Annotated in this window: 14 protein-coding genes; 11 read left to right on the top strand and 3 right to left on the bottom strand. The window is 73.7% G+C overall.

The features are described from left to right. Nucleotides 1-216: 216 nt before the first annotated feature. From GA0070617_RS26950 to GA0070617_RS26960, 3 genes are all read left to right on the top strand, one after another. Entirely contained in the window at nt 217-744 is a 528-nt protein-coding gene (locus GA0070617_RS26950) for a hypothetical protein (protein ID WP_091444729.1), read from the top strand. Nucleotides 745-859: 115 nt separating this feature from the next. Beyond that, complete coding sequence (locus tag GA0070617_RS26955) at nt 860-1,117, top strand: DivIVA domain-containing protein (protein WP_091444733.1); 258 nt, start codon at nt 860-862, stop codon at nt 1,115-1,117. Next, nucleotides 1,105-1,356 carry a hypothetical protein gene (locus GA0070617_RS26960; protein ID WP_175440669.1) on the top strand — a complete coding sequence of 84 codons (252 nt, stop codon included), beginning with the start codon at nt 1,105-1,107 and terminating at the stop codon, nt 1,354-1,356. The genes GA0070617_RS26955 and GA0070617_RS26960 overlap by 13 nt, the downstream gene beginning before the upstream one ends. 27 nt (nt 1,357-1,383) lie before the next feature. On the opposite strand, the gene GA0070617_RS26965 is transcribed toward GA0070617_RS26960, so the two are convergent. From GA0070617_RS26965 to GA0070617_RS26975, 3 genes are all read right to left on the bottom strand, one after another. Beyond that, the gene (locus GA0070617_RS26965) at nt 1,384-1,833 is read right to left on the bottom strand and encodes a DoxX family protein (RefSeq protein ID WP_091444736.1); all 450 of its coding nucleotides are present in this window, start codon (nt 1,831-1,833) and stop codon (nt 1,384-1,386) included. Nucleotides 1,834-2,010: 177 nt separating this feature from the next. After that, on the bottom strand, nt 2,011-2,916 hold the full coding sequence (locus GA0070617_RS26970; protein ID WP_091444740.1) for an ABC transporter permease: 906 nt from the start codon (nt 2,914-2,916) through the stop codon (nt 2,011-2,013). Then, nucleotides 2,916-5,789 carry an alpha/beta fold hydrolase gene (locus GA0070617_RS26975; protein ID WP_091444744.1) on the bottom strand — a complete coding sequence of 958 codons (2,874 nt, stop codon included), beginning with the start codon at nt 5,787-5,789 and terminating at the stop codon, nt 2,916-2,918. Before GA0070617_RS26975 ends, GA0070617_RS26970 begins: the two co-directional genes overlap by 1 nt. A gap of 371 nt (nt 5,790-6,160) precedes the next feature. On the opposite strand from GA0070617_RS26975, the gene GA0070617_RS26980 reads away from it, so the two are divergent. The 8 genes from GA0070617_RS26980 (at nt 6,161) to GA0070617_RS27015 (ending at nt 15,970) form a co-directional block, all read left to right on the top strand. Beyond that, nucleotides 6,161-7,435, top strand: a complete 1,275-nt coding sequence (locus GA0070617_RS26980; RefSeq protein WP_091444747.1) for a hypothetical protein — start codon at nt 6,161-6,163, stop codon at nt 7,433-7,435. Next, a complete protein-coding gene (locus GA0070617_RS26985; RefSeq protein ID WP_091444751.1) occupies nt 7,422-10,139 on the top strand; it encodes a sensor histidine kinase in 2,718 nt (905 codons plus the stop codon). The genes GA0070617_RS26980 and GA0070617_RS26985 overlap by 14 nt, the downstream gene beginning before the upstream one ends. After that, entirely contained in the window at nt 10,136-10,606 is a 471-nt protein-coding gene (locus GA0070617_RS26990; protein WP_091444755.1) for a roadblock/LC7 domain-containing protein, read from the top strand. The genes GA0070617_RS26985 and GA0070617_RS26990 overlap by 4 nt, the downstream gene beginning before the upstream one ends. Beyond that, nucleotides 10,603-11,256: a DUF742 domain-containing protein gene (locus GA0070617_RS32505; RefSeq protein ID WP_373868366.1), complete on the top strand. Its 654-nt coding sequence runs from the start codon at nt 10,603-10,605 to the stop codon at nt 11,254-11,256. The genes GA0070617_RS26990 and GA0070617_RS32505 overlap by 4 nt, the downstream gene beginning before the upstream one ends. Further along, entirely contained in the window at nt 11,234-12,016 is a 783-nt protein-coding gene (locus GA0070617_RS27000; protein ID WP_217628874.1) for a GTP-binding protein, read from the top strand. The genes GA0070617_RS32505 and GA0070617_RS27000 overlap by 23 nt, the downstream gene beginning before the upstream one ends. 35 nt (nt 12,017-12,051) lie before the next feature. Next, nucleotides 12,052-12,543 (top strand): hypothetical protein, encoded by a 492-nt coding sequence (locus GA0070617_RS27005; protein WP_091444759.1) that lies wholly within the window; start codon nt 12,052-12,054, stop codon nt 12,541-12,543. Nucleotides 12,544-12,595: 52 nt separating this feature from the next. After that, entirely contained in the window at nt 12,596-14,968 is a 2,373-nt protein-coding gene (locus GA0070617_RS27010) for an AAA family ATPase (protein WP_091444762.1), read from the top strand. A gap of 105 nt (nt 14,969-15,073) precedes the next feature. Further along, a complete protein-coding gene (locus GA0070617_RS27015; RefSeq protein ID WP_091447546.1) occupies nt 15,074-15,970 on the top strand; it encodes an aminoglycoside phosphotransferase family protein in 897 nt (298 codons plus the stop codon). Nucleotides 15,971-15,987: the final 17 nt, after the last annotated feature.

Here is a 15,987-nt window from a genome sequence, read left to right on the forward strand (position 1 = left end):
TTGGAATGCCAGGCTTGCGCTAGAGACACTAGGCATCATCTCTTGTCGAAGAGGCAGCCCTCGTCGGCAAAACAGGGCATGCCCTCGCCCTCGGGTGCCCCCATCCGAGGCGGTGTCGGGGCGGCGTAACCCCTCCAGTCGATCAGCCAGACCTACGGCTGACATCGCCCCGACACCACTGCCCCGGAAGGCTCGTCGAGCTAGGAGGAGCGACAGATGGCAGCAACGACGTCACCACAAGAGGCATCACCCGGCCTGTCGGAGGTCGAGCGGGTGGGTGGGGAGTTGCGGGAGGCGTACCTGGCGGTGGCGGCGGCCGGGGCGGCGCTGGAACGGACCGCCGCCGGTTGCGCGCATCCGGCGATCCGGCAGGCCAGACGCTGCGGCGAGGACGCTCTCGACCTGGCCGCCGAGGCCGAGCGGATGCTCTCCGACGGGGCGCACCGGCTGCGCGCCCACACCGGGCACCAGGTGCCGGCGAGCATCGGGGCGCTGATCGAGGTGCTGGAGACCACCCGGAGGCAGCTCGACGCGGCAGCCGACCAGGTCCGGGAGTTCCCGGCGCGCGTCACCACCGCCAGGCAACAGCTGCTCGACTCCGCAACCGCCGGAGAGGCCACCGACCGGGTGGCCGAGAAGTGGGAGCAGGCGGCCGGCGAACTGGGCCTGATGACCGCCAGCCTGGCTGCGGCGGCGGGCGCGCTGACGACGTACACCAGGGGTCTGTCCGCCCTGACCAGCTGACACCGGAGCACGGCCCGGACCGCCGGGCTCCGACCGGCACGCCACGCGCGGGCCGCGCCGGCCGACCCCGCCCGCCCCGGTGCCACCGCGACGGGCCCCGAAGGCGAGGAGAATCATGATCCACCGCGCCAGGCAACGACTGCTTCCGCAGTACGTCCGCGCCGCCACCTTCGACAGTCGGTGGCGCGGCCTCGACCCCGACCAGGTGTACGCCTACCTCGACCAGGTCGCCGACGAACTGGAACGACTAACCCGTGACCTCGCCACCACCACCACCGAGGGCGAGCGTATCCGGGGTGCCCTGCGCCAGTGGGGTTCCCGGCACCACGGCTGCCACCACCCGAGACCGACCAACAACCGGTGGTCCCGGTGACCGGCCCGCACTGGATCATCCATCTGCCCACCACGCTGACCAGCCGCGACCAGGCGATCGCCCTGGCCGGGGCGTTACGCCGCTCGCTCGGTCACGTCGACGCGCTCGACTTCGGTGAGACCAGCGTGTCCGAAGAGGACGCCCAGCAGCTGCGTACCCGAGTCTGGTGTGACGCCCGGGTCGTCGGTGCCGGCCGCTGCCCCCTGCCGCACGCCCACGACGGCCCCTGCCGGGCCTGATCGAAGCCGGCCCGGCAGCGGCCACGCTCAGGCGACCACCGGGCTGGGTTGCTCCACCGCGCCGGGTCGGGCCACCGCCCGACGCTGCCGGAGCAGGTTGTCGACGGCCCAGCGGCCGGGGCCCAGCGCGGCGATCAGGACGAACGACCAGCAGAAGAGCGCCGCCAGCTCACCGCCGTTGTGCATCGGGAGCAAAGCGTCGGGCTGGTGCACCACGAAGTACGCGTACGCCATCGAGCCGGAGGCGAGCAGCGCGGCGGGCCGGGTGAGCAGGCCGACGAGCACCAGCCCACCGCAGAGCGCCTGGATCAGCGCCGCCCACCAGCCTGGCCACTCACCGATCGGCACCGCGTTGCCGGTGCCCCGGCTGCCGCCGAAGACGCCGAACAGGGACGCCGCGCCGTGGAAGAGGAACAGCAGACCGATGACCATGCGGAACAGGGACAGCGCCGGCTGGGCGAACCGATCGGGGTTCATCTGACACCTCCGTGACAGGAATCTGACCTGGAGTTGACAGAATGCCGCGCCGATTTAACCGCGTCGATGCAATCCCTCTCCGTGGGAACGCTCCCACGCATAGTGTGGGACGGACAGACCGGCAAGAAGGGGCCCCTTCTCTACCGGAAGCGTTAAGAAGGGGCCCTTCCTTACACGTCAGCTGGTGATGTCCTTGCGGGTGAAGCGCCAGAAGGCCAGGCCCCAGAAGATGGTGGCGTAGCTGATCGCCGAGACGGTTCCCCGGACCAGGTCGTCGGTCTGCACCGGGGTGGAGAGCAGGCCCAGCCAGGCGTTGGCGTAGTGGGTCGGCAGGAAGTCACGCACCGCGCCGAGCGCGGTGATCTGGTCCAGGATGCTGGACAGGATCCAGAGCAGCACCGCGCCGCCGACCGCGCCGAGCGCGGCGTCGGTGACCACCGAGAGCAGGAACGCCAGACCCGCCACCACCAGCAGTACGACCGCCAGGTAGCCGAGCACGGCGAGCAGCCGCAGCAGCCCCTCGCCCGGGTCGAGCTGGGCGGCCACCGTGCTGCGCAGCGGCGACCAGCCGTAGCGCAGGGTGCCGATCAGCAGGGCGGTGCCGGCGAGCAGCAGCAGCGACAGCCCGGAGTAGGTAAGCGCGACCAGCAGCTTCACCGCCAGCAGCCGGGCCCGGGGCACCGGCACCGCCAGCAGGTACCGCAGGCTGCCCCAGCTCGCCTCGCTGGCCACCGTGTCGCCGCAGAACAGCGCCACCACCACGACCAGCAGGAAGGACGCCGAGACGAAGATCGAGAAGAGGGTGAAGTTCAGCCCGCCCGAGGTGGCCAGCTCGACCAGGCTGGAGAACTCGCCCCGACCGTTGTCGTCGTCGCCGCCGGTGTCGAACTGGAACGCGATCAGGATGATCAACGGCAGCAGCACCATGAAGCCGAGCGCGAGCTGGGTCCGGCGGCGCGCGGCCTGCCGGCGGAACTCCGCGCCGAACGGCAGGGTCGCCGCCGGCCGGTAGCCGGCCGCCGCGCCGGAGGGCGCCTCGGTCGCTTTCGCCCGGGTGTCGGCACCCGTCGGGGACTCGCCCATCACCGGTCTCCGCTTCCTCGTGAGTTCTCGCCGACCAGGGTGAGGAACGCGTCCTCCAGGCGACGTCGGGGCACCACCCGGTCCACGCCGATGCCGGCCCGGACCAGCTCCGCGACGACCTCGCTGCGCGCGGTGCCGTTGGTGTCGACCACCAGCCCGTCGGTGCCCTCGGGCAGGACCCGGACCCCCGCCAGGCGGTCCAGTACGGCCCGGGCGGCGACCGGGTCGGTCACCTCGAAGAGGGTGCTCGGCGACTCGCCGACGATCTCCTCGACCGGGCCGGAGGCGACGATCCGCCCCTTGTTGACCACCACCGCGTGGGTGCAGGTCTGTTCCACCTCGGCCAGCAGGTGGCTGGAGACCAGCACCGCGCGGCCGTCGGTGGCGTACCGCTGGAGCACCCGGCGCATCTCGGCGATCTGCGGCGGGTCCAGCCCGTCGGTCGGCTCGTCGAGCACCAGCAGCTCCGGCAGGCCGAGCATGGCCTGGGCGATGGCCAGCCGCTGCCGCATGCCGTGGCTGTACTTACGGGTCTTGCGGTGCACCGAGTCACCCAGGCCGGCGATCTCCAGTGCCTGCTCGAAGTGCGCGTCCTCCCACGGCCGTCCGGTGGCCCGCCAGTACGCCTTCAGGTTCTCCAGCCCCGACAGGTGCGGCAGGAACCCGGGCCCCTCCACCAGCGAACCGATCCGGGACAGCACCGGCGAGCCGGGCACCAGCCGGTGGCCGAAGACGTAGATCTCCCCGGCGGTGGGCTGGGTCAGCCCCATCAGTACCCGCAGCGTGGTGGTCTTGCCGGCGCCGTTCGGCCCGAGCAGGCCGACCACCTGACCGGGGTGCACCTCGAAGTCGACGTTGGAGACGGCGACGAAGCCGTCGGCGTACTCCTTGCGCAGCTGCCGGACGGCCAACGGGGTGTCGGCGTACTCCGGGTGGATCGAGGTGTCCTGGCGACGGTGCCGGCGGCGCAGCACGGCGACGACCACGACGAGCCCCACCACGATCGCGGCGAGCAGCCCGGCCAGGATCCAGCGCCAGAGCACCGCCTCGGTCGGGATCGGGTCGGCGTCCACGGTGGGCAGGCTCACCGGCGCGTCGCCCAGCGCCACGGTGTGCAGGGTGGGCTCGGTCGGCGTGGTGTACGCCTGGTCCGAGGTGGCCACCACCAGCCGCAGCCGGTGGCCGGCCTCGACCCGGTGCACGATCGCCGGCAGGGTGACGGTGACCGGCTGGGCCCCCTCGGCGGTCGCCGGCAGGTCGGTCAGCCGGATCGGGGCGACCAGTCCGCTGGGCAGCGTGGCCGCCCCCTCCGGATCGACGTCGTAGAGCTTGGCGAAGAGCACCGCCTCGCCGCTGGCCGAGCCCACCCGGAGCTGCACGGTCGGCGAGCCGACCACGTCGACCGCCTCGGGCAACGCCTCGGACTCGAACCGGGCATGCTGGCCGGGAATGTCCCCGGCCACCCCGCCGAGCAGGGAACTCAACGAGCCGGCGAACGGCACCGAGGAGATCGCGGCGGGGTTGCCGCCGGGCGGGTTCGCCACCGGCTGCGCCGGTCCGGCCAGCGCCACGTCGCGGCGGGCGGTCCCGGTCAGCCCCGGATAGTCGGTACGGCGGTACCCGGTCGCCACCAGCCCCCGGTCCATCGCGTCGAAGCCGGCGATCCGGGAGAAGGTGAAGTCGTCGCCGGGGGCGTCCCCCTCGCCCGCGACGTAGTGGTCGAGCCACTGCGCGGTCAGGAACTTCACCCGGTCGGAGTCGGTCTGCGGGCCCTGCCCGCCGTCGTGGCCGCCGGTGAACCAGGCGAGCCGGACCGGGGTGCCGTTCGCGGCGATCCCCCGGGCGTTGGCGTCCGCCTCGGCCAGCGGGAAGAGGGTGTCGGCCGCGCCCTGCACCAGCAGGGTGGGCGCGGTGATCCGGTCCAGCACCCCGGCCGGGCTGGAGCGCCGCAACAGGTCGACGGCGGCCTGGTCGGCCCGTCCGGTGGTGGCGATCCGCTGGTACGCGGCGCAGACGTCGGCCGCGAACCGGCCGCAGGAGACGTCACCGATGGCCGCCGTGGTGGGCGCGCCCGGTGCGGTACCCGGGCCGCCGCCGGGTGCCGGGCTGGGCGGGCCGGCCGAGGCGGGGGCGCCCTCGGGCTGCTCGGCGGCGGTGTTGCCGGAGATCCCGGCCGGACCGGAGCCGACGTTGCCGCCACCGCCGAAGAACAGGCCGGCCCAGCCGGACTTGAAGACGCCGTCGGTGGGCTCGCCGCCGGTGCTCTCGGGCAGGAAGGAGCGGGCCAGGTCGTTCCAGGTGATCATCGGGACGATCGCGTCGACCCGCTGGTCCTGGGCGGCCAGCAGCAGCGCCAACCCGCCGCCGTACGAGCCGCCGACCACCCCGACCCGGGGGTCACCCTCGGCGTCGGTACGGATCTCCGGCCGGGCGGCGAGCCAGTCCAGCAGCCGCTGGCCGTCGCGTACCTCGTGGTCCGGGCTGTCCAGGTGGATCTGGCCGCCGCTGCGGCCGAAGCCCCGGGCCGTCCAGGTGAGCACGGCGTACCCCCGGTCGGCGAGGTCCTCGGCGTCCAGGCGGACCGACTGCTTGGTGCCGCCGAAGCCGTGCGCCAGCAGCACCGCCGGGACCTTCCGGTCGGCCGAGGCGTCCCGCGGCAGGTACAGCGTGGTGTCCAGGTCGACCGGCTCGTCGCCGGTGGGGCCGGAACGCACCGTCACCATCGCGGATTCGGTCCGGAAACTCGGCCGGTCCGGCCAGACCGCCCAGACCACCAGGGCCGCCAACAGGGCCACGACGACCGACGTGGCAACGGCCCGGCGGCCGGTGGGCAGGGCACGGCGCAGCCGCGCGGCCGGGAACGGCGATCTCATGCGGCACACGGTACGGCGCGCAACCTGAGCGTTGGCTGAGATCCGCCGTACGTCCGCCCCGATCGGCCGATCGTCAGTCCCAGGAGGTCGACCGCACAGCGTCGCCCGGCGTTCCCTCGGCGCGAGTTCGGATCCCGTGAATTCACGTGATAGGGCGGAAATCATCTTTGATCATGTGATGTCGCCTGGAAGAAGACACTTACCGTGCCGAGCCGGTGAACCTTGCGTGACACCACCGCAAGTGACGCGAAACTGACTGGTCAACGCCACTTCCGACGATGCCTGGTCGATTAGTTTCCGGTCCGGCGCACGGGACCCGATTCGTCGACAGCACCGGCTGCGAACCCGCGCCGTCGCCGGAGGAGACCACCATGACCGTTCCCGCTCAGCGGGTCCGTCGACTTCCCTGGGCACCGGGCCGGCTGCTGCCGCTGCTGCTCGCCGCGGCGCTGCTGCTACCGGTGGTGTTCCTCGCCGTCCAGGCCGACCGGCTGCTCGACGCCGACCGGGAACTGGCCGAGCGGGAACGACTCGGCGTCGAGTACCTGCGCGCGCTCGGACCGGTCACCGAGGCGGTCGTGCAGGCGCAGTCCGCGGCGGTCGCCGGCCAGCCGGCCAGCCGGGACACCCTGAACCGGGCGGTCGAGGAGGCCGCCGCGGTGGACGCGCGGGTCGGCGGGGAACTGCGCAGCAGCGAGCGCTGGGCCGGTCTGCGGGCCAAGCTGGAGGCGCTGCCCGAGCGGGCGCTGGCCGATCCGGAGGCCGCCTTCACCGCGTACGGGGAGGTCACCGACCTGATCCTGGCCCTGCACGACAAGGTCCGCGAGACCGCCGGGCTGGTCCAGGATGCCGGCACCCACTCGTACTTCATGCAGGACGCCGTCGGGGAGGAGATGCCGGAGGCGATGGTCGCCGCCGGTCGTCTCGCCGACCTGGCGGTGCTGATCGGGCAGCGACCCGCCGCCGACCGGGCGACCTCCCTCGGTGAGCTGGCCACCATCCGGTTCACCGCCCTGCAGCCCGCCGGTGCCCTGGTGCGCAACCTGCAGTCGGCGGTGGAGGACACCGCCAGCACCGACTTCGGCGCGAACGTGCTCGCCCCGCTGGACCGGTACCAGCGGGCCGTCGCGACGCTGGCCGCCGTCTCCGTACCGCAGGGTCGCCCGGCAACCGTCGACGCGGCGCGGATCGCCACCGCCCGGACGCAGGCGCAGAGCGCCGCCCGGGAACTCCAGCCGGTCATCCTCGGCGAGATCGACCGGATCCTGACCGACCGGATCGACGGACTGGAGCGGGAGAACTGGTTGGTGTACGGGGCCGCCGGGCTCGCCGGGCTGCTGCTGGTGGTCCTCGCCGCCACCGGCTGGGTGTCCCCCGACAGAGCCCCGTCGGCGGCCGCCGACGCCACCGGCACCAGCGACCCGGCCGGCACCGTCGGCGGCGGATCGAGCGGCACCGGATCGGGTGGCACCGCCGTCGACAGCCCGGGAGGCAGGTCGGGCGGCACCGTCAGCGGCGGGTCGGACCGGTGGGCCCCGTCGACCGGACGGGCCGGCCGGCAACCGACCGAGCCGGCGCCCGGCGGGCAGCCGGTCGGCCAGCCCCGCGAAGCCGACCGGTGGAGGCCCTTCGATGCTGCTCGGTAGGCTCCGGATCCGGGGCAAGCTCGCCCTGCTGGTGACCATTCCGCTGCTCTGCATGGCCGTGCTGACGGTGCCGGTGACCTGGGAACGGGTCGCCGCCGCGCAACGGGCCGACGAGATCGCCCGGACCGTCCAGGTGGCCGGCCGGGTCGGCTCACTCCTGCAGCGTCTGCAGCGCGAGCGGCTGTTCGCCATCGGGGTGCTGCTCGGGCAGACCCAGCGCACCGAGCTGGTGCAGGCCATCGCCGAGGTGGACGACCGCGTCACCGACCTGCGCGCCGAACTCGGCGACGAGTTGCCGGCCGAGGTCGGCATCGCCCTGAACGGGGTACGGCAACTGGCCGAGGTACGCACCGCCACCCTGGCCGGTCGGGCCGACCCGGAACAGGTCATGGGCGGGTACGCGCCGGTGCACAAGGCTTTGATCGACGCGCTGCGGCTGCCCTACGACGTGGACACCCGCACCCCGGCCGGGCAACAGGTGCTGGCACTGGACAGCATCCTGCGCAAGAGCGAGGGGCTCAGCGCCGGCGCCACCCTGATCGTGCTGGTCGCCGCCCGCCCCAACCAGCAGACCGCGATCGCCTTCGTGGCCAACATGGCCACCCTGACCCTGGAGAGCCAACGGCTGCTCGGCCTGCTCACCAAGGAGCAGCTGACCCTGGTGACCTTCGAGGGGAACGCCGTGGCCGAACGGACCAGCCCGGAGTTCCTCGACCAGAGCGCCCGGGACCCGGTGGCCGCGATCGCCGGGCTGGAGGTGTCGACGCTCTTCGACTCCATCTCGTCGATGATCACGCTGGGTCAGTTCGTGGAGAAGAAGCTCGTCGCCGACGTCACCACCGAGGTACGCGCCGACCGGCAGCAGGCGCTGACCACGGCGTACCTGGTGGGTGGGGTGACCACGCTGATCCTGGTCGCGGTCCTGCTGCTCAGCGCGGCCGTCGGCCGGACGGTGGCCCGGCCGCTGACCCGGCTCACCCGGTCAGCCGACCGGGTCGCCCGGGTCGCCGAGTCCGAGCTGGTCCGGGTCACCGACGACGAGACCGAGGCCGCCCAGCCGGTCCGGCTGGACCCGATCGACGTGGGGGCCCGGGACGAGATCGGTGACCTGGCCCGCGCCTTCGAACGGGTCCAGACCACCGCCGCCCGGCTGGTGGAGCGGCAGGTGGCGAGCCAGCGCAACGTGGCCCAGATGTTCGGCCACGTCGGTCGGCGTACCCAGAACCTGGTCGGCCGGCAGCTCGCACTGATCGACCGGTTGGAACGGCAGGAGACCGACCCGGGCCGGTTGGAGCACCTGTACCGGCTCGACCACATCTCCAGCCGGCTACGCCGCAACGCGGGCAGCCTGGTGGTGCTCTCCGGCGCGGCCGGTGCCGACGCGCACGTCGCGCCGGTGCCGTTGGCCGACGTGGTCCGGCTGGCGCTCGGTGAGATCGAGGACTACCCCCGGGTGGACGTGCAGATCCCGGGCGGGGTCGCGGCGGCCCCGGCAATCGTCGGTGACCTGGTGTTGGCGCTGGCCGAGCTGATGGAGAACGCCACCGTCTTCTCGCCGCCGCACACCCGGGTGGTGGTCGCCGGTGAGCTGACCGACGACGGCGCCCGGCTGACCGTGACCGACCACGGTATCGGTATGAGCGAGCAGCGGCTGGCCGAGGAGAACGCCCGGCTGACCCGGCGGGAACGGCTGGACCTGGCCCCCACCGAGGTGCTCGGCCTCTTCGTGGTGGGCCGGCTGGCCCGCCGGCACGGCTGGACGGCGACGCTGGTCCCGACCACCGGCGGCGGGGTGACCGCCACCCTGGAGATCCCCCGGTCCGCGCTGGCCTACGGCACGGGTCAGCCCACCGCCGTCGCCCGGGCGGCCCTGCCGGCCCGCCCGGGTGCCGCCCCGGTCGACCGGGCGGGTCCGGCCACCCCGCCGCGCCGGCAGCCGGCAGCGGATTCCCCGGCCGGCGCCGGACGGGCGCTGGTCGCGGGCACCGCCGAGCCGCCGGGCGGGCCGGTGATCGACGCCACCGCGCTGCCCGGGTTCGACCCCACGTTGCTCACCCGGGCCACCCGGGCCACGGCAGACGGCGAGTCCTGGGACGCCTTCGGCAAGGTCCTCGACCCACCGGCCGGCACCGGCCGCCCCACCGACACCGACCAGCCCACCACCCCTGGCCAGCCCACCACCCCTGGCCAGGCCCTCGCCCCTGGCCAGCCCCTCGCCCCTGGCCAGCCCGCCGAGACCGGCCAGCCCACCGGCGTCGACCGGCCGGTCGCGGCCCGGCCAGCCACGGCCCGGCCCGGCCCGGTCGGCTCCCCGACCGCCGGTGCGGTCCGGCGGCGGGTGCCGGGGGCCAGCCTGACCCGGGCGACTCCGGCGGTCGGACCGGTGGACGCCACCGGGGCCGACCCGGCCGCCGCGCGGGCCCTGATCGAGCAGTTCGAATCGGGGGTACGCCGAGCCGAGCTGACCCGCTCGGAGCCGGGCCCGCAACCCGACGAACCGGCTGCCCCACCGAAGCGGTCCATCCTGAGCCGGCGGGTACCGGGAGCCAACCTGACCGTCGGACCGCCCCGACAACCACCCAGTGAGAACCCGGGCGACCCGGCCGAGGTCCGCGACCTCATCAACGCGTTCGAGACCGGTGTCGCCCGGGCTCTGCGCGAAGTCAGTCCCGACCGCAGCAACCACGAAGGGCCACCACGTTGACCAGCCCCTACCTGCACGAAAACATCGATCACCAGAACCACTCGGTAGGTGAGCTCAGCCCGGAGGCACGAACCTTCAACTGGTTGCTGGACTCGTTCACCTCCAGCACGGCCGGGGTGCTGGAGGCGATCGCGGTCTCCTCGGACGGGCTGCTGATGGCGATGTCGGCGATCAAGGACCGGTCCAACGCCGAGCGGCTCGCCGCCGTGGTCTCCGGCATGACCAGCCTGGCCGGCGGCGCGGCAAGCTGGTACGAGTTGGGTGGACTCAACCGCGTCATCGTGGACATGGCCGACGGGTACCTGCTGATCAGCGCGATCAGCAGTGGTTCGGTGCTCGGGGTGGTCGCCGACCGGTCGGCCAACCTCGGCACCGTGGCGTACGAGATGACGCTCTTCGCCGGACGGGCCGGCGGAGCGCTCAGCCCGCGACTGATCGCCGAGTTGAAGAACGCCGTCCAACAGTGACCCCGGACGTCCCCGACGAGGAACCGGAGCCCGAACCGTCGATCCGGATCCGGCCCTACCTGCAGGCTCCGCCCCCGGCCACCGACGGTGCACCGCCGTACGGCGCACGACCGGTCCGGCCCGCGGAGGGCAACCGGCCGTACCCGGCCGCCGAGGGCAACCGGCCGTACCCGGGCATGGAGGGCAACCGGCCGTACCCGGCCGGTGACGACCCGGGTCCGTTCCCGGCCGACGAGGGCCCGGCGCCGTTCCCGGTGGTGGGCGACTCGACGCCGGACGCGCCGGACCCGGTCCTCGGCCACCGCAGCGAGCTGCGCCCCTTCGTGCTCACCGCCGGTAGGGTGACCGGCGCCGACCCGGAGATCGGGCTGGAGACCCAGGTCACCACCCGGGTGGCCGACGGTGCCTGGGGGGTCGACCCGATCGCCCGACTCACGCCGGAACTCCAGGCGATCATCGCGGTCTGCGTCGAACCGACCTCGGTCGCGGAGATCTCGGCCCGGACCCGGTTGCACCTCGGTGTCACCCGGGTCCTCGTCGGTGACCTACGGGCCGCCGGCCATCTCGACGTGCACGTCAGCGATGTCCCGGACGTCCACGACCCCGACCTCATCCTGCGAGTGATTGATGGACTACGTGCGATCTCCTGAATGGCCGGTCACACCGCCGGGCGGGCTCGTCGCGAACGGCGCTCCCGGCCGGTACGCCACACCGAGCGGCCCGGCCACCGGACGGGCCGCCCTGCCGAGCCCGGAGCCGCCGACCGACCGGGCGGTGCTGCCCGTGCCCGGGGCGCCACCGCCGTACCGGTCGGCGGCCACCGCCGCGCCCGGCACCGGCCGGTCCGGACCGCCGCCGATCCCGGTCAAGATCGTGGTCGCGGGCGGCTTCGGGGTGGGCAAGACCACCACGGTGGGTGCGATCTCCGAGATCGTCCCGCTGACCACCGAGGCCGAGATGACCAGCGCCGGGATCGGGGTCGACGACCCCGGCATCGGCTCGGACAAGACCACCACCACGGTGGCCATGGACTTCGGTTGCGTCACCATCGACCGCAGCCTCAAGCTGTACCTGTTCGGCACGCCCGGTCAGGCCCGCTTCGGCTTCATGTGGGACGACCTGGCCCGGGGGGCACTCGGCGCGCTCGTGGTGGTGGACAGCGGGCGGCTCGACGACTGTTATCCGGCGATCGACTACTTCGAGCGGGCCGGGTTGCCGTTCGTGGTGGGGGTGAACGCCTTCAACGGCCGGCTGGAGCACGACCTCGACTCGATCCGGTGGGCGTTGGCCATCGGTGATCAGGTGCCACTTGTGCAGTTCGATGCCCGGGACCGGCTGTCGGTACGGGACGCCCTGCTGGTGGTCCTGGACCGGGCGCTGGACCGGGCCACCCGGGACACTAGAGCGTGAAGTGCCCGGCCGGGCCGTCGTGGAAGAGGTGAGTCGTGCGAGGCGATCTGGACGAGACCCTGGCCCGGATGGCCCGGCGCGAGGAGGCACTCCGGCGGGCCAACGATCCGGTAGGTGGCCGCAACGCCCGACCGGGAGCCGAGCGGCACGATCCGGTTCCCGGACCGCCCACCGAGCGGGACGAACCGGCCGGCTCCGGGCTGGCCACCGTCGGCGGCCCGGATCCGGTGCAGGCGGTCGTCGAGGCGGTGAGCCGGGTGGTCGCCGCGCATCCGGGAGTCGCGGTCAGCCTGCGGGTGGAGCACGCCGGGCAGGCGTACCCGGTGCGGGTCGGCTGGTCCGACCGGGGGGTGACGGTGGGTACCGAGAACGAGGCCGTACCCCCGCCGGTGTGGCCCATGCCGGCACGGACCGAACCGGCCTGGACGAACGCGCCGGAGGGTGCCGCACCCGATCCGGCGGCCCGGCTGGCCGAGATGATCCGCCGGGACCCGTCGCTGCTGCGCGACGACGGCGGTCCCCGGTGACCGGGCGGCCGGTGACCGGGCGACCGGTGCTGGCGGCGGCTACTGTCGGGCGGTGGCGCAACCCGACCTGACTCTTACCGCGAGCCTGCGACCAGCGGCGCTGGACGCCCGACGGGGCATCGTCCGGCTGCACCCGGAGGTGCTGACCGCGTTGGGGCTACGCCCCGGCGACCCGGTGCGGCTGGCCGGCCGACGGACCACCGCCGGCATCGTGGCGAAGGCCGAACAGACCGCTAGCGCGGCCCTGCTCTACGCCGACGACCTGATCCTGGGCAACCTCGGAATCCGCGACGGCGGGCAGGTCACGGTCAGCCCTCTCCCGGTCACCGCCGCCCGTCGGGTGACGGTCACCGGCGCGGCAGAGGTCGCCGCGGTGGTCTCCCCGGAGATGCTGCGCCTCGCCCTGCTCGGCAAGGTGGTCACCGTCGGCGACGACGTGTCGCTGCTCCCCCAGGACGTGTCGCCCGACGCCGCGGTCCGCACCCTGGTCGAGGCCGCCCGCCGCAGCCTCGCCAACACCGTCGGGTACGCCTGGACCAGCACCCTGCTCACCGTGGTGGGCGCCGAGCCGGAGACCGGGTCGCTGGTCACCATGGACACCATGGTCGGCTGGGAACACGGCCCGACCACCCACGGCTCGACCGGCCCCGGCAGGTCGTCGCGGACCGGCGTCGGTGCCGGCTTCGGGGCAGGTTCCTCGTTCGAGGCGGGCTCGCTGGCCGGGGCGGGCTCCTCGTCCGGGGCCGGCGCCGCAGGCGGAGCTGGTGCCACGGCCGAGGCTCAGCTGGCGGGGCTCGCCGGCCGGCGCGGTGCCGGCCAGCAGAGCGGCGTGTCGCCGGGTGCCGAGGAGACGGCTACCGAGTGGGCGCCCTCGATCGACGAACTGCCCGGCCTGCGCGGCCAGGCCGAACAGCTCACCGAGCTGCTCGATCTCGGCTTCCACCACCGGGAGGTGCTGGGTCGGCTGGGCACCACGGTCTCGCTCGGCGTACTGCTCAGCGGGCCGGCGGGCTCCGGGAAGTCGGCCCTGGTCCGGGCGGTCGCCGCCGGGGTACGGGCCCGGGTCCGCCCGCTCTGGGCACCCGAGATCGCCGCGCTGAGCAACCAGGCCGCCGCCGAACGGCTACGCGCCGCCGCCGCCGAGGTGACCGCCGAGGGACCGGCCGTGCTGCTGGTCACCGACGTGGAGGCGCTGGCCCCCGCCGACGAGCCGGGCCCGGTGGCCACCGTGTTCCGGCAGTTGCTCGGCGAGATCCTGCGGGCCGGGGTGGCGGTGGTCTGCACCACCGGCCGTCCCGAGGCGGTCGACCCGGGGCTACGCGCCCCGGACCTGCTCTCCCTGCGGATCAGCGTGTCGCTGCCCGACTCGGCGATGCGCCGGGAACAGCTGAGCGTGCTCACCCGACAGGTCGCGCTCGCCGAGGACGTACGGCTGGAGGAGGTCGCGGGGCGTACCCCCGGGTTCGTCGCCGCGGACCTGGCCGCGCTGGTCCGGGAGGCCGGGGTACGCGCGGCGCTGCGGCAGAAGACCGAGACCACCCCGACGGTGGCGATGGCCGACTTCACCGCCGCGCTGGAGGTGGTCCGGCCGACCACCATGGCCTCCTCGACGCTGGAGGTCGCCAAGGTCACCCTGGACGACGTCGGTGACCTGGTCGAGGTGAAGGAGCAGCTGACCGAGTCGGTGCTCTGGCCGCTGACCTACCCGGACACCTTCGCCCGGCTGGGCGTGCAGCCGCCGCGCGGGGTACTGCTCTACGGGCCGCCGGGCTGCGGCAAGACGTTCCTGGTCACCGCGTTGGCCGGATCGGGTCGGGCCAACGTGCTGTCGGTCAAGGGCGCGGAGCTGCTGTCGAAGTGGGTGGGCGAGAGCGAACGGGCGGTCCGGGAGCTGTTCCGCCGGGCCCGGGAGGCCGCGCCGACCCTGGTCTTCCTGGACGAGGTGGACGCCCTGGCCCCGACCCGGGGTCAGGCCACCGACGGGGGCACCACCGACCGGGTGGTCGCCGCCCTACTCACCGAGCTGGACGGGGTGGAGTCGCTGCGCAACGTGGTGGTGGTCGGCGCCACCAACCGGCCCGACCTGATCGACCCGGCGCTGCTGCGTCCCGGCCGGCTGGAGCGGCTGGTCTACGTACCGCCACCGGACGCCGAGGCCCGCGCGGCGATCCTGACGGCCGCCGCCCGCAACGTGCCGCTCGCCGAGGACGTGGAGTTGGCCGCGCTCGCCGAACAGCTGGACGGCTTCTCGGCGGCGGACTGCGCCGCGCTGGTCCGGGAGGCGGCGCTGGCCGCGATGCGCGAATCGCTGACCGCCTCGACGGTCACCGCCGCACACGTGGCCGCCGCCCGCGACAAGGTCCGCCCCTCCCTCGACCCCGCCCAGGTAGCCGCCCTGGCCGCCTACGCCACCCGACGCGGGTAAGGAAGGGCCCCCTGTTAACGCATTCGGTATAGCGGGGCACCCCGCTCACCTCGGTCCGGGGGATACCCGCTGGCTTGTCCCGGCGTCGGGGGCAAGAATCGCGTGGTGACGCTACACCAGGACGAGGTTCCCATCGACGAGACGATCGTCAGGTCGCTGCTGGCGGAGCAGTGCCCGCAGTGGGCCGGTCTGCCACTGTCGCCGGCGGGTGCCGGCACCGACAACGTGATGTACCGGCTCGGCGAAGAACTGCTGGTACGGCTGCCGCGTACCGCCGAGAAGGCCGGACCGTTGCGCAAGGAGCAGCAGTGGTTGCCGCGGCTGGCGCCGCTGCTGGCGTGTGTGGTCCCCGAGCCCCGGCACGCTGGCACGCCCACCAGCGCGTACCCGTTGCCGTGGTCGGTCTACCGGTGGATCGACGGCACCGAGGCCGGACCGGACACCGTCGCGGACTGGTCGTCCTTCGGCAGCGACCTGGCAGCCGTCGTCCGCGAGCTGCACGGCATCGATCTGATGGGGGCGACCCGCACGGGCGACCTGGGCGGGTACCGGGGAGGCAGCATGCGGGCCTGCGACGAGTGGGTCGGCAGCGCCCTCGCCGACTGCCGGGCCCTCGTCGGCGGGGAGCTCGACGTCGAGCCCCTGCAACGGTGGTGGCGGGCCGCGCTCACCCTGCCCGAGCCGTCCGGGCCGCAGGTCTGGTTGCACAGCGACCTCAAACCCACAAACCTCCTGGTACGCGCCGGCAGGCTGCACGCGGTCATCGACTTCGGTGGCCTGTCGATCGGTTTTCCCGACGCCGAGCACGCCCCGGTCTGGGATCTACCCGCCCCGGCCCGTCACGCGTACTGGGATGCCCTCGCCCTGGACGAGCTGACCTGGGCCCGGGCCCGCGCCTGGGCCATCGCGGTCGCCGCCAGCGGCATCCCGTACTACTGGCACACCTTTCCGGCATTCGTCGCCGAGTGCCGCAACCGCCTGGCGGCGATCCTCAACCACTGAACTCAGTCATCTCCCGT

Source organism: Micromonospora yangpuensis (genome assembly GCF_900091615.1).
In the GTDB taxonomy this organism is placed as follows: Bacteria; Actinomycetota; Actinomycetes; order Mycobacteriales; family Micromonosporaceae; genus Micromonospora; species Micromonospora yangpuensis.

What these genes read in the sequence shown, in the direction of transcription:
- GA0070617_RS26955 (WP_091444733.1), top strand. Translation starts at nt 860, where the DNA reads ATGATCCACCGCGCCAGGCAACGACTGCTTCCGCAGTACGTCCGCGCC.
- GA0070617_RS27000 (WP_217628874.1), top strand. Translation starts at nt 11,234, where the DNA reads ATGGACTACGTGCGATCTCCTGAATGGCCGGTCACACCGCCGGGCGGG.
- GA0070617_RS26970 (WP_091444740.1), bottom strand. Translation starts at nt 2,916, where the DNA reads ATGGGCGAGTCCCCGACGGGTGCCGACACCCGGGCGAAAGCGACCGAG.
- GA0070617_RS26985 (WP_091444751.1), top strand. Translation starts at nt 7,422, where the DNA reads ATGCTGCTCGGTAGGCTCCGGATCCGGGGCAAGCTCGCCCTGCTGGTG.
- GA0070617_RS26950 (WP_091444729.1), top strand. Translation starts at nt 217, where the DNA reads ATGGCAGCAACGACGTCACCACAAGAGGCATCACCCGGCCTGTCGGAG.
- GA0070617_RS26980 (WP_091444747.1), top strand. Translation starts at nt 6,161, where the DNA reads ATGACCGTTCCCGCTCAGCGGGTCCGTCGACTTCCCTGGGCACCGGGC.
- GA0070617_RS26965 (WP_091444736.1), bottom strand. Translation starts at nt 1,833, where the DNA reads ATGAACCCCGATCGGTTCGCCCAGCCGGCGCTGTCCCTGTTCCGCATG.
- GA0070617_RS26975 (WP_091444744.1), bottom strand. Translation starts at nt 5,789, where the DNA reads ATGAGATCGCCGTTCCCGGCCGCGCGGCTGCGCCGTGCCCTGCCCACC.